Raw genomic sequence first — 13,835 nt, 5'->3', positions numbered from 1 at the left:
TTCAGCCACCGCTATCCTGCCTCGCCGATGAGCGCCGATTCGGCCGGTTTCCGTCGTAACCGACAGGAAACTCGTTCTTCATGAAAAGAATGCTGATCAATGCAACTCACCCCGAGGAGTTGCGTGTTGCTTTGGTAGACGGACAACGTCTCTTCGATCTCGACATCGAAGCGAGCAACCGGGAACAGAAGAAATCCAACATCTACAAGGGCAAGATCACCCGTATCGAGCCCAGCCTTGAAGCCGCCTTCGTCGACTTTGGCGCCGAGCGTCACGGCTTCCTCCCTCTCAAGGAAATCTCCAAGGAATACTTCAGCAAGTCCCCCAAGGACATTGACGGCAAGATCAACATCAAGGACGTCCTGAAAGAAGGCCAGGAAGTCATTGTTCAGGTCGACAAGGAAGAGCGCGGCAACAAGGGCGCGGCCCTGACCACGTTCATTTCCCTGGCCGGCCGTTACCTGGTGCTGATGCCCAACAACGCTCGCGCCGGCGGCATTTCCCGCCGCATCGAGGGCGAGGAGCGCGCCCAGCTCAAGGAAGCCATGAACGGCGTTGAAGTGCCCCGCAACATGGGTGTGATCGTGCGCACCGCGGGCATCGGCCGCAGCTCCGAAGAGCTGCAGTGGGACCTCAACTACCTGACCCAGATCTGGCAGGCCATTACCGACGCGTCCGCCAGCCGTCAGGCCCCGTTCCTGATCCATCAGGAAAGCAACGTTATTATTCGCGCCGTACGCGACTACTTGCGCCAGGACATTGGCGAAGTACTGATCGACTCCGAAGTGGTGCACGAAGATGTCCTGAGCTTTGTCCAGGCGGTCATGCCCTCCTTCGAGAACAAGATCAAGCTGTACAAGGACGAAATCCCGCTGTTCAGCCGATACCAGATCGAAGGCCAGATCGAGACCGCGTTCCAGCGCGAAGTGAAGCTGCCGTCCGGTGGCTCCATCGTGATCGACCCGACCGAGGCCCTGGTGTCTATCGACATCAACTCGTCGCGGGCCACCAAAGGTCACGACATCGAAGAAACCGCGCTGCAAACCAACCTGGAAGCGGCCGAGGAAGTCGCCCGCCAGCTGCGCCTGCGTGATATCGGTGGCCTGATCGTGATCGATTTCATCGACATGACTCCGGCCAAACACCAGCGCGAAGTCGAACAGAAAGTCCGCGAAGCGCTGGAACTGGACCGCGCCCGCGTCCAGGTGGGCAAGATCTCCCGCTTCGGCCTGCTGGAAATGTCCCGTCAACGCCTGCGTCCTTCCCTGGGCGAGACTCGCAGTGAAGTCTGCCCGCGCTGTGACGGCCAGGGCACCATCCGCGGGATCGAGTCGCTGGCGCTGAGCATCATGCGCCTGATCTACGAGGAGTCCTCCAAGGACAAGACCGGCGAGGTCCGCGCCATTGTGCCGGTGTCCGTGGCGACCTTCCTGCTCAACGAGAAGCGCAAGCAGCTCGCTGACATCGAGGCCCGCCAGGAAGTGACGGTGCTGGTGGTTCCGAACCCCCACATCGACACGCCGCACTTTGAAATCCTGCGTGTCCGCGAGGACGAAGTCAGCGCCGTCGAACGCGGCTCAAGCTACGAGCTGGCCCAGGACTTCAAGGAAGAGGAAACCGTCGAGACGCGCGTCGCCCGCGAACAGCCGCCCCGTGAAGAGGCCGCCGTCAAAGGCATTCGCCCGGTCGCTCCGGCCCCTCGCGCCGCTGAACAGCCGCAGCCCCAGGAGCAGCAGGAAGAGGGCCTGTTCAAGCGCCTGTCCCGCAAGCTCTCGGCATTCTTCAGCGAAGAGCCGGCACAGAGTGAATCCGGCAGCGACAAGAACCATCAGGACCGTCGCAACCAGTCCCAGCGTCGCGACACCGGCGGTGGTCGTCAGGATCGTCGCAAGTCCCGCGTTGCCCGTGACGACAACCGTAGCGGCAGCGGCAACCAGAATCGCCGTCAGGGTGAAAACAATCGTCGGCAGTCACCGGACGAAGGCGGCGGCAAGCGCCGCAGTCGCGGCCGTCGCAGCGGCGACCAGCCGGATCAGTCCGACCAGCAGGGGCAGAACAAGGGCCAGCAACAGCAGAAGTCCCAGGACGGCAACAAGGGCGGCGATCGCAAGCGCAAGGATAACCGCCAGTCCGACAAGCGGGGCCAGAAGGACAACAAGCCCAAACCGGATCAGGCCAAGTCCGATCAGAACAAGACGGATCAGGCTAAGCCCGACCCGCAGAGCAAGGAACAGGGCCGCAGCAGCCAACAGAGTGAGAAGCAGGCCCAGTCAAACCGCGAAGAGAGCAAACCGCGCGGTGACGACAGCAAGCCTCGCAGCGATGACAACAAGCGTCGCCGGCCACGCCGCCCGCGTAATCGCGACGGCTCGCCGGTAGAGCAGCCCACGCGTCAGAGCGAGGAGCGCAAGGCCAACAAGCCACAGCCGGGCGACAGCAAACCGGCTGAGAAACCGGCGCCCGCTCCGGCAGAAGCGGCCAAAACCGACGATAAGCCGCAGGCCGAGGCGAAGCCCAAGCCGGAACCGGCCAAGGATCAGCCCCGCGAGCCGGTGGCGACCGAGGGCAACCAGACCAAAGATGCCAAGGCTCAGGAGCCGGCGGCAGCCAACAAGGCAGACGACAAACAACCGGCCCCGGAGCAGGCAGAAACATCCGCCAGCCAGCCGAATAAGCCGGCACCGGAGAAGGCCGCCGCAAACGGCAAGCCGGAAGGCTCATCAGGCGACAAACCGGAAGTCGCTGCCAAGCCCGCGGCCGAGGAAACCGGCAAGCCGGCAAACCAGCAGCCTTCCGAGCCACAGGCAACGCCAACCAAACCGGAACCCAAGCCGGCCGATCAGGTGGCGGACAAGGCCGAGACAAAGGCCGAAAAACCGGCGCAGGAACGCCCTGCCCCGAAAACTGAGCCCAAGCCACCGCAGGCCGCGGAAACGGCCAAGGGCGATGCCGACGCGGGCAATCGTTCTGAGAAAGTAGCCGGGGAGCCGAAACCGGAGAAGGCGGCTGAGGAAAAACCGGTTGCCACCAAACCAGGCGATACACCCGATAAAGCCGACACCGGCGACAGCGCCAAGCCAGCGGCGACCGAAGCGGCCCAACCGGCTCCCAAGCCGGAGAAGCCGACGCAAGCAGCCACTGGACAGGATGCCGACAAGGATCAGGCGAAGGGATCGGAAAACAAAGAGGCCGCTCCGGCGGTAACGGCTTCCGGTCGCGCCTACAACGATCCGCGTGAAGTCCGCAAGCGTCAGCGGGCAGCCGAGGCGGCGGCCAAGCAGGGTACGGCTACCGACAAATCACCGGCCCGCGAAACCTCAACCTCTGAGGAAAAGGGCTCGTCCGACAGCTGAAGGACGCCCTGAAGGCCACCGGAGGCCAACACGCCTCCGGCCCCGCCCGCTCTCGAACGGGCCCCGAATCTTCGGGGCCCGTTTTTATTGTCACTTGATTACCACGATGCGACGACATACTGTGTGCCGCATATTAAGCCGCTATACTCTGTAGCGTCCGATCAGGAGTGAACCCCCATGCTGTCTCCCCAAGAAATCGAAGCGGTCGAAGACATCCTGTTTGCCGAACCCTGGGCCGACGACGCCCTGGACTTCTTCGGCCTGCACGGCGTCGTCAGCGCCAGTGTCGTCGGCCCCAACGAGCTGGACGCGAAAGCCATGTTCCTGATCGCCACGGGACTCGACGAACTGCCCGCCGCCGGTGTACCGGATGCCTTCCGCCAGGCTGTGGGCAAGCTGGGCGACACCATGGCGGCATCGCTGGATATGGGAGAGACGCTGGAGCTGCCGGAGCCCGAGGACGGAGACCCCATGAACGCGCTGGAAAACTGGTGCGCCGGGTTCGTCGACACCTTTCTGCAACACGAAGACGAGTGGCTGAGTATTAACGAAAAGGAAGCGGCGGATCTGCTGGTACCGATGCTGGCGCTGTCCGGCCTGTTCGAAGACGAGGACTTCGAAAAGGTGCGCAACAGCGACAAGCTCAGCCAGGAAATGGCCGATGCCATCCCCGACTCACTGACCGATCTTTACCTGCTGTTCCACGCGCCGGAGAAGTAATCCGGAAGGCGCTGCCAGACTGGCTCAAGGTCGTCTGGCAGCACACCCGGCAATCGACCCAGTTCGCACCAGGCCGCGCCGGGAAAATGAAAGTCGCTGCCCTGCGACGCCAGGTAACCCTCCCGCCGGCACAGCTCCACGAGAAAGCCCAGATCCCCGCTGGACTGCCCCGACGTCAGCACTTCCATTCCATGACCGCCAGCGGCGCGAAAATCGCTCATCAGGGCCCGCAAACGCGTGGCCGTCATCTTGTACTTGCGCGGATGCGCCACCACGGCAACGCCGCCGGCATCGATGATCCACTGAACCACCGTCTCCAGTGACGGCCAGCAGGCTTTAACGTCGCCGGGTTTACCCGCGCCCAGATAGCGCTTGAACGCCTGTCCGCTGTCCCGGACGACATCCTCCTCCACCAGCACCCGGGCAAAATGCGGGCGCCCGGGTACGTCACCACCGGCCTGCGCAGTCGCCTTGTCGAGCAGATCGTCGACCCGCAGCCTGGTCAGCCGCTCAGCAATCATCCGGGCTCGACGCCAGCGGTTTTCCGCCTGACCAGCCAGGGCTTCGCGCCAGCGCGGGTGATTGTCGTCGAACCCCAGGCCCACCACATGAATCGTTTGTGACCGCCACTGGCACGACAGCTCAATGCCGGGTACCAGGCAAATGCCCGCGTCGTTGGCCGCCTTTGCCGCTTCCGGCAGGCCCGCGGTGGTATCGTGGTCGGTCAAGGCCAGGTGGGTAACCCCCCGTTCCGCAGCCCGTGCCACCAACTCGGTCGGCGACAGGACGCCATCGGACGCGGTACTGTGGCAATGCAGATCGATACGGCCGGAGTGTGTTGCAGATATGGTCATATGAGGCCGAAATGTTTAATGTACGGCACAGGATACGCGCATGCTCCAAACGGAGCCAGCCAACAGCGCCAACCACGAGGATGAAAGCATGTACTACGCCATTATCAGCCAGGATGTCGACAACAGCGGCCCGCTGCGCAAACAGGCCCGCCCCGCCCATATCGAGCGCCTGCAGGCCCTGAAGGAGGAAGGCCGCCTGCTGCTGGCCGGTCCCTACCCGGCCATTGACTCTCCCGAACCGGGCGATGCGGGGTTTACCGGCAGCCTCGTGGTCGCCGAGTTCGAGTCGCTGGAACAGGCGCAAGCCTGGGCCGATGCCGACCCTTATGTTGAAGCCGGCGTCTACGCCAGTGTCATGGTCAAGCCTTTCAAACCGGTGCTGCCGTAGGATCCATTGACAGATCGTAATAACCAGACGCTTGATCGCGTTGGGATCTATGACAGAATTCCCGGTTTGAACGGCCTCTTAAAAGTCGCCTTACACGGCGTTGTGGGACTTACCCTTGCCCGCCCCACCGGCAGAATAATAAAGGTCGCACTCCAGGCCTTACCAATGCCCCGGGACGCCCCAGGATTCAGAAAACAAGCAGGAATGATTCATTGTGATTCATAAGCCATTCACATTGACGAAACTCGTCGCAGCCGTCGTACTGACGCTGGTATCCGTTACCGCCCTTGCCCAGACCCGTTACGTCGACGACGAACTCTTGATCATGCTGCGCAGCGGCGAAGGCAACCAGTTCCGCATTGTCGACAGCCTGCCCTCCGGCACGCGCCTGAATGTCATTGAGGAAGGTGACTCGGGATACAGTCACGTCCGCACCCAGGATGGCCAGGAAGGCTGGGTGCTGACGCGCTATCTGTCGCCCCAGCCCATCGCCCGCGACCGCCTTGCAGCGGCCCAGAGGAAGCTGGAACAGACGGAATCGGATCTCAAGGAGGCCCGGAGCCAGCTGCAGTCCCTGCAGTCGGAGCGCAATGAGCTGGCGACCTCGGAAGAATCATTGCAATCCCGCGCCGGCAAACTCAGCGCCGAACTGGATCGCATCAAGGAAGTCTCTTCCAACGCCCTCACCCTGGACCGCCGCAATCGCGAACTGCAGGAAAGCAATCAACAGCTCAAGAAGGAAGTCGAGGTGTTGACCGCCGAAAACGAGCGCCTTGAGGCCAAAAAGGAAACGGATTTCATGATGCTGGGCGCCCTGCTGGTCGGCGCCGGCGTACTGATCGCCATTGTCGTGCCCTGGCTCAAGCCGACCCGCAAAACCGACAACTGGGCCTGATACCCGATGTCGGTGGGGTGGCGTCCGCAGCGCCGCCCCTCTCCTCTCTTACCCTTCCTTAGATACCAAGCGCCCCATATCTTGTGGAAAAAGATACGGCAACCCACTAAATATTTGACTTGAAGCCTTTCTTATTGCCGATCGTTCTTTGACGTCCCGGCTTAGGCAACTTATAACAGTAAAAACACAAGCCGAGAGGTAACAGCATGGCCAATACGATGCGTGACTATTCGGAGAAACGGGACTTTCACCGGATGCGGGTCAACACGCCGGTCGAGATCAGTGACTCGCAGGGGCGTCAACTGGAGGGTATCTGCAAGGATCTCAGCGGAACCGGCATGCAGCTCGCGGTTCAGGACGCCATGCCCGTCGGCACCCAGCTACAGACGCGACTGCCGTCGAGCAACGACCGCTTCCCGCCACTGGAAGCCACGGTCGAAGTGCTGCGCTGTGAACTGGATGAGTCCGGCGACGGTTACCTCGTCGGCGCGGCCATCCAGGAAATCAAACGCTAAGAATTAAAAGACAAGGAAAGGCGCAGCGGCGCCGGTCGCTGCCGCTGCGTCAGACAGGCGCCTGATCTCGACGTTACTGCGGTAAAGACAGGGCCTTCTCGGACACGATGATGCCGTTGTTGTCGGCATAGACATATTGTCCCGGTACGAAGGTGGTACCGTGGAACGTCACCGGCACGTTGAGGTCACCAATGCCGCGCTTTTCCGTCTTGCGCGGAATCGTCGCCAGGGCCTGCACGCCCAGCTGGGTTTCACCGATCACGTCCACGTCGCGAATGCAGCCGTAGATGATGATGCCGGCCCAACCATTACTCGCCGCCTTCTCGGCCAGCATGTCACCCAGCAGGGCAGCCCGCCTGGAACCACCGCCGTCGACGACCATCACTCGCCCTTCTCCCGGCGTCGCCACCTGTTCCTTCACCACGGAATTGTCTTCGAAGCACTTCACCGTCACGATTTCGCCGCCGAAGGCCTTGATGCCACCGTAGTTGTTGAAGCCGGGCTCCACTACGGTCACGTCCGGATATTCGTCACACAGATCGGGCGTTACGATAGTCACGTCGTTCTCCTCCATCTTTCTGGAACGTCTGGATGTCTGAAAGCGTTGCGTCTGAAAGGCTTGGCAGCCTGTTTTTGTTTTTCCAGGAGCCAGATACAGGAAAGCCGGTGCGTGGCACCGGCTTTCCTTTCAGGCTCAGTCCAGCTCTTCGTCGGCCAGGAAGAACCAGGTGTCGAGCACCGAGTCCGGGTTCAGGGACACGCTGTCGATGCCCTGATCCATCAGCCACTTGGCCAGGTCCGGGTGGTCCGAGGGTCCCTGACCACAGATACCGACGTACTTGTCGGCCCGCTTACAGGCCTGGATCGCATTGGACAGCAGTTTCTTGACCGCCTCGTTACGCTCGTCGAACAGGTGGGCAATGATGCCGGAGTCCCGGTCCAGCCCCAGGGTCAGCTGGGTCAGGTCGTTCGAGCCGATGGAGAAGCCGTCGAAATATTCGAGGAACTCGTCCGCCAGCAGCGCGTTGGCTGGCAGCTCGCACATCATGATCACGCGCAGGCCTTTGTCGCCGCGCTTGAGGCCGTTGGCGGCGAGCAGATCAACCACCTGACGGGCTTCGCCCAGGGTGCGCACGAACGGCACCATGATCTCCACGTTCTCGAAGCCCATTTCCTCACGCACCTTCTTGAGGGCACGGCACTCCAGCTCGAAACAGTCGCGGAAGGTCTCGGAAATGTAGCGGGACGCGCCGCGGAACCCGAGCATCGGGTTTTCCTCGTCCGGCTCGTAAAGGGTGCCGCCGATCAGGTTGGCGTATTCGTTCGACTTGAAGTCGGACAGGCGCACGATCACTTTCTTGTCGGCAAACGCCGCCGCCAGCGTGGAAATACCTTCGACCAACTTGTCGACGTAGAAATCCACCGGCGACGTGTAACCGGCAATCCGCTTCTCGACCGTCTGCTTGATGTCGCGCGGCAGGCCGTCAAAGTTCAGCAGCGCCTTCGGATGTACACCAATCATGCGGTTGATGATGAACTCCAGGCGCGCCAGACCCACCCCTTCATTTGGCAGGGACTGGAAGTCGAAAGCCCGGTCCGGATTGCCAACGTTCATCATGATCTTGAACGGAATGTCCGGCATGGACTCGACGGTGTTTTCGCGCAGTTCGAAATCGAGGCTGCCCTCGTACACCATACCGGTGTCACCTTCGGCGCAGGAGACCGTGACCTCCTGGCCTTCCTTGAGGACATCGGTGGCATCACCACAGCCCACAACCGCCGGGATGCCCAGTTCGCGGGCGATGATGGCGGCGTGACAGGTGCGGCCACCGCGGTCAGTGACGATTGCGGACGAACGCTTCATCACCGGCTCCCAGTCCGGGTCGGTCATGTCGGTCACCAGCACGTCGCCTGGCTGGACGCGATCCATTTCCTGGATGCTGGTCACCACCCGCACCGGACCTTTACCGATACGGTGGCCGATACTGCGGCCTTCCGCCAGAATCGTGCCCTGCTCTTTCAGCAGATAACGCTCCATGACGTTCGCCTGGGCGCGACTCTTGACGGTTTCGGGACGCGCCTGAACGATGAAGATACGGCCGTCATCACCGTCCTTGGCCCACTCGATGTCCATCGGGCGGCCGTAATGCTTCTCGATGATCACCGCCTGACGGGCCAGGTTCTCGACCTCTTCGTCGGTGATGCAGAAACGGTTGCGGTCGGCGTCTTCAACCTTGACGGTCTCCACCGACTTGCCCGCCTCAGCGCTGTTTCCATAAACCATCTTGATGGCCTTGCTGCCGAGATTACGGCGCAGCACGGCGGGACGCTCCGCCTCCAGCGTCGGCTTGTGAACGTAGAACTCATCCGGGTTGACCGCGCCCTGGACGACGGTCTCGCCCAGACCGTAGGAGGCAGTGACGAACACCACATCCTGGAAACCGGATTCGGTATCCAGGCTGAACATCACGCCGCTGGCGGCCGTCTCACTGCGCACCATTTTCTGGATACCGGCGGACAGTGCGACCAGCTTGTGATCGAAACCATGGTGGACGCGGTAGGAAATGGCGCGGTCGTTGAACAGGGAGGCGAACACTTCACGAACCGCGTGCTTGACGTGCTCGTAGCCGACGATGTTCAGGAAGGTTTCCTGCTGGCCCGCAAAAGAGGCATCCGGCAGGTCTTCAGCCGTCGCCGAGGAGCGCACCGCAACGGCCATATTGGGATTGCTCCCCTGCAGCTGGGAGTAAGCCTCTTCCAGCGCTTTTTCCAGCGCCGGCGGGAAAGGCGTATCGGTGACCCACTGACGAATCTGGGCGCCAACCCGTGCCAGTTCGTTGACGTCGTTGATATCGAGTGCTTCCAGCGCTTCGTCGATCCGGTCCTTGAGACCGTCCTTGGCGAGGAATTCGCGGTACGCATGGGCTGTGGTCGCGAATCCACCGGGTACGGTCACGCCTGCATTGGCCAGGTTGCTGATCATTTCTCCCAGCGACGCATTCTTGCCACCAACGCGGTCTACATCCGACATACCCAGGTTTTCAAACCAGATGATGTAATCTTCCAAAGCGCATCTCCCTTCAATTCTTGAGCCCATTCGGCGGGTAGCCATCGAATATGGGCGGTATCATACTGTAACCTTCGTGGATTACCTAGGGATCTTCACGTATAGCTCCCTCATTACTAGCCTTCAGCCCGCCACTGGTGCGGCTTTTGGGCAGGTTAAGGAATCCTTAATCCTGAGAAATCCGAATCGACAGCCCGTAACGGAGCACACCACAGACCATGAAACGGACGGCATTCTTCATTTCCGACGGCACCGGCATCACCGCTGAGGCCCTGGGCAACAGCCTGCTGGCCCAGTTCGAGAAAATCCATTTCGAACGCATCACCGTGCCTTACATCGACGATCTGGAAAAGGCCGCCGCCGTGGTCAAGCGCATCGACAGGATGGCGCAACTGGATGATGCCAAACCGCTGATCTTCGATACCATCGTTGACAGCGTCATCCGGGCGGAGGTGTCCAGAGCTAACGGCTTCATGGTGGATATTTTCGGCACCTTCCTGCAGCCGCTGGAACTGGAGCTGGATGCCTCGTCGTCCTACTCGGTGGGCCGTTCGCACTCGATTTCCAACGAGACCAACTATGAGCGACGCATCAACGCGGTGAACTTTGCCCTCGACAACGACGATGGCGCTCGCACCCGACATTACGACGAAGCCGACCTGATCCTCATCGGTGCCTCCCGCAGCGGCAAAACGCCGACCTGCCTTTATCTGGCCCTGCACTATGGCATCAAGGCGGCCAATTACCCGATCACCGAAGACGACATCCATGACCAGCGCCTGCCATCGGTACTGCGCCCCCATCGGGAAAAGCTCTTTGGATTAACCATCGATCCGGAGCGGCTCGCAACCATCCGCAACGAGCGGCGCCCGAATTCCAGGTATTCTTCGGAGAAGCAGTGTCGGTTTGAAATCGAGGAAATTGAACTGATGTACCGGCGGGAACGGGTGCCCTACCTCAACACGACCGCCTATTCGATCGAGGAAATTTCCACCCGCATCATGGTCACCACTGGCATTGAGCGGAACCGGTAACCCGGCTCCGCTCAAACCTCCCTGGCGCTCGTTCCGGAGCGCTCAGATCAAAGTTCGCAAATCTCCAGACCGGCATCGCGCAGGGCATCGCGATGCTGGGCGCTGGTGATCACGGCGGTACTCGCCTTCTCCGGCACCAGCCACTCGCCTGCCACGCGCTTCAGATCGTCCAGAGTGACCGCCAAGACGCGCTCGCGGAAACGGTTCTGCTGCTCCGGCGTGCGCCCGAACAGACGGTTCTGGAAAGCGTGCTTGGCCTCACCGGCCGGGGAGCGCGGCTTGTCCAGCTGGCCGACAACCCCCAGGATCGCCTCTTCCAGCGCCTGCGGATCGTGGTCGGTTTGCTGCAACCAATCCACGGCCTGGTCGAAGTCGTCGAGGGTTTCGGTCAGGCGCGGGTCCCGGTACGAGAAAAAACGGAAGGTGCCGTTGACGCTGTCCTGGGCCGCACCGCCGCCATAGGCCCCGCCCTGTTCCCGGATAGCCCGGTGCAGGTAGCCGTTGCGCAGGAATCCGCCCAACACGGTCAGTGCCGCGGCATCGGGGTGATCGATCGGCACGGTGCTGTAGGCCTTGGCGCAGAAGTTCACCTGAGTGGAGGTCACCCAGGCCTGGCGCACGGTTTCGTTGACCGGTGCCACTTCCCAGCGCTCCGCTTCAATCGTCGAAGCCTTGGGCCAGGCTTCCCGCAGTGCTGTCAGCGTCGGTTCTAGCTGTTCCTGCTCACCCACCACCAGGAACTGGCGCGCCTGACTCTGGATACGCCGGTGAATGTTCGCCAGCTTGTTGCACAGGGCTTCCAGCTCGGCGCCGTCATCCAGCGCATCGTCCAGCGCCTTGATGCCCTTGATGGCCGCGAGGCCACCCAGACGGAAGGCCAGGCGCGCGCCGGGGCTGAGTCCCTGGGCCGCAGCGCCCATCGCCAGGGCGTGGCCGCTACCGGTTACCGCCTGCTCGCGGCGGGCGCGAATCTGGGCGACGGTCTCGCGAATCCGGGCATGCTCGTCGAAACGGGCGTTCTCGAAAATGTCGCGCAGCAGGCGCGTCAGCTTCTCGCGATTGCGCGCCAACGCCTTGCCGCCGATCACCAGATAGCCGGACAGATCCTGCACATCATCGATACGGCCCTTGGCCACAGTAAAGGCGCTGACGCCACCGGTTTCCGCCGACAACCGGTCCTGCATCTGCAGATAGTCCAGTTCGCCGCAGCCGACTTCGGTCAGGCAGGTGGTATAGAGCGGCAGCAGCAACAGCTCTTCATCGCTGAACGCGGGCATGGGCAGGACCACCTGCTCGTAGACCAAGCCGTTGGTGCCCTGGTCATAGAGTGTTGCGGGAAAATCCTCGGTCATCCGCGCTTCCGGCTCCGGTGTCTGCAGCGGTACGTCGCTGAGGTCCACCTTGGGCAGGATCGAATCGTCGTCTTTGCGATTCTGGCGCGCTTCCAGGTCCGCCGCCCGCTTGACGATGGTCTGGACCTCGTCTTCTTCCAGCCCGGCCTTGCGCTTGGCCAACGCCTCGGCCACCGCGGCCTGCTCGCGCTTCTCCATCTGGTCATCGGGACGCAGGGTCAGGGTGACGCGATGCGGGTTGTCCAGCAACATCCGGCGTACCAGTCGCGGCACGAAGTCCGGATCCTTGATCTTCTCGCGCAGGCTCGCCAGCACCGGCTCCAGGTCCAGCAGGTCGACCGGATCGCCGCCGTGCACCATCGGCGAGATCGACGCCATGATCAGCTGCAGGCCGTAGGGGAACTGGTCGCCGGCGATCTCGCGCTGGTGCAGTTCCAGTTGGTGCAGGATCGCTTCCAGGCGTTCTTCGCTGACGCCGTCCCGGGCGACTTTCTCCAGCGTCTCTTCAACCAGTTTCTCGAGGTCTCCGGCGCGGCCGGGCTCGCTGCCTTCAATGCCGCACACGAAGGTCATCTCCCGGTTGGAATCCTCCAGCCCCAGCATGGGCGACGGCGCATGGCCGATATCGGTGGTTTCCAGGGCCCGCATCAGCGGCGATGCGCTGTTCTCAAGCAGCACGTTGGCCAGCAGGTGGGCTTCCAGGTTTTCTTCCAGTTCAAAACTGTGCCCCAGCAACCAGCCCATAACGATGTGGGTCTTGTGGTCGGTTTCCTCGCCTTCGCTGATGCTGTAGGCGTCTTCCACCCGCAGCGGGGCATAAATGCGCTTCTCGTCGCGTACCGGCAACTCCACGTCCTGACGCTCGAAACGGGACAGCACCAGGTTCTCGAAGCGGTCGTGATGCTCGATGGCCGGAATATTCCCGAAAGTGGCGAAGATTGCGTTCGACGGATGGTAATGATGGCGGTAGAACGCCAGCAGGTCGTCGTAACGCAGGTCGGTAATGTGGGTCGGCTCACCGCCGCTGTTGTAGTGGTAGGTGGTGGTCTGGAACAGGTGACTGCTCAGCTTCTGCCAGAGCTGGGACGTCGGCGCGCTCATGGCGCCTTTCATCTCGTTGTAGACCACACCTCGGTGAACCAGCGGCGTGGACGGATCGTCCGGATCCTCGAATTCCAGACGGTGCCCTTCCTGGGAGAAATCCATCTCGTCCAGTTTGGAGAAGAAGACGGAATCCAGGTAAACGGACAACAGGTTGTCGAAATCCTTGCGGTTCTTGGTGGCGAACGGATACGCGGTCCAGTCGCTGCTGGTAAAGGCGTTCATGAAGGTATTGAGCGACCGGCGAATCATCATGAAGAAGGGATCGCGGACCGGGTAGCGCTCGCTGCCGCACAGGGCGGTGTGCTCAAGAATGTGCGCCACACCGGTTGAGTCCATGGGGAACGTCCGCAGGGCCACGAAAAACACGTTCTCGTCGTTGTCGGAAGCCAGGTGCAGGTGCGTTGCCCCGGTCTTGCGGTGACGGTATTCCTCCACGTCGATGTGCAGGGTCTCGATCCGGTGTTTTCTCACCCTTTCGAAGGCAGGGTGAACGGCTTGGTCGGCGTTCTTGGTCATAACAGAATCCTGAATGGTCATTCGTTCTGGTCGGCTC

Annotated in this window: 10 protein-coding genes; 6 read left to right on the top strand and 4 right to left on the bottom strand. The window is 61.6% G+C overall.

Annotation, left to right across the window (positions count from 1 at the left end; genetic code table 11):
- Positions 1-80 precede the first annotated feature (80 nt).
- A complete protein-coding gene (rne, locus tag DKK67_RS08015) occupies positions 81-3,353 on the top strand; it encodes a ribonuclease E (RefSeq protein ID WP_111495853.1) in 3,273 nt (1,090 codons plus the stop codon).
- A gap of 177 nt (positions 3,354-3,530) precedes the next feature.
- Complete coding sequence (locus DKK67_RS08010; protein ID WP_111495852.1) at positions 3,531-4,073, top strand: YecA/YgfB family protein; 543 nt, start codon at positions 3,531-3,533, stop codon at positions 4,071-4,073.
- Here DKK67_RS08010 and DKK67_RS08005 read toward each other — a convergent pair.
- A complete protein-coding gene (locus DKK67_RS08005; protein ID WP_111495851.1) occupies positions 4,043-4,927 on the bottom strand; it encodes a PHP domain-containing protein in 885 nt (294 codons plus the stop codon). The genes DKK67_RS08010 and DKK67_RS08005 overlap by 31 nt on opposite strands.
- An 88-nt stretch (positions 4,928-5,015) precedes the next feature.
- Between DKK67_RS08005 and DKK67_RS08000 the strand changes: the two genes are divergently transcribed.
- From DKK67_RS08000 to DKK67_RS07990, 3 genes are all read left to right on the top strand, one after another.
- Entirely contained in the window at positions 5,016-5,315 is a 300-nt protein-coding gene (locus DKK67_RS08000) for a YciI family protein (protein ID WP_111496814.1), read from the top strand.
- Between the two features lie 214 nt (positions 5,316-5,529).
- Positions 5,530-6,210 carry a TIGR04211 family SH3 domain-containing protein gene (locus DKK67_RS07995; protein ID WP_228160542.1) on the top strand — a complete coding sequence of 227 codons (681 nt, stop codon included), beginning with the start codon at positions 5,530-5,532 and terminating at the stop codon, positions 6,208-6,210.
- Positions 6,211-6,416: 206 nt separating this feature from the next.
- Positions 6,417-6,725: a PilZ domain-containing protein gene (locus DKK67_RS07990; RefSeq protein WP_228160541.1), complete on the top strand. Its 309-nt coding sequence runs from the start codon at positions 6,417-6,419 to the stop codon at positions 6,723-6,725.
- Positions 6,726-6,798: 73 nt separating this feature from the next.
- Here the strand turns inward: DKK67_RS07990 and rraA are convergent, their stop codons facing one another.
- Both rraA and ppsA read right to left on the bottom strand, forming a co-directional pair.
- Complete coding sequence (gene rraA, locus DKK67_RS07985; protein ID WP_228160540.1) at positions 6,799-7,284, bottom strand: ribonuclease E activity regulator RraA; 486 nt, start codon at positions 7,282-7,284, stop codon at positions 6,799-6,801.
- Between the two features lie 135 nt (positions 7,285-7,419).
- On the bottom strand, positions 7,420-9,822 hold the full coding sequence (gene ppsA / locus DKK67_RS07980) for a phosphoenolpyruvate synthase (protein ID WP_407657812.1): 2,403 nt from the start codon (positions 9,820-9,822) through the stop codon (positions 7,420-7,422).
- Positions 9,823-10,010: 188 nt separating this feature from the next.
- Here ppsA and ppsR point away from each other — a divergent pair, with 188 nt between their 5' ends.
- Entirely contained in the window at positions 10,011-10,826 is an 816-nt protein-coding gene (ppsR, locus tag DKK67_RS07975) for a posphoenolpyruvate synthetase regulatory kinase/phosphorylase PpsR (protein ID WP_111495848.1), read from the top strand.
- A 47-nt stretch (positions 10,827-10,873) separates the two neighbouring features.
- Here the strand turns inward: ppsR and DKK67_RS07970 are convergent, their stop codons facing one another.
- Positions 10,874-13,798, bottom strand: coding sequence for an insulinase family protein (locus tag DKK67_RS07970; protein WP_111495847.1), 2,925 nt, complete (start codon positions 13,796-13,798; stop codon positions 10,874-10,876).
- Positions 13,799-13,835 lie beyond the last annotated feature (37 nt).

The sequence above is a fragment of the Marinobacter bohaiensis genome (genome assembly GCF_003258515.1).
Lineage (GTDB): Bacteria > Pseudomonadota > Gammaproteobacteria > Pseudomonadales > Oleiphilaceae > Marinobacter_A > Marinobacter_A bohaiensis.
The sequence above is the reverse complement of the archived record's forward strand: the minus strand, read 5'-3'. Positions and strand labels throughout refer to the sequence as shown.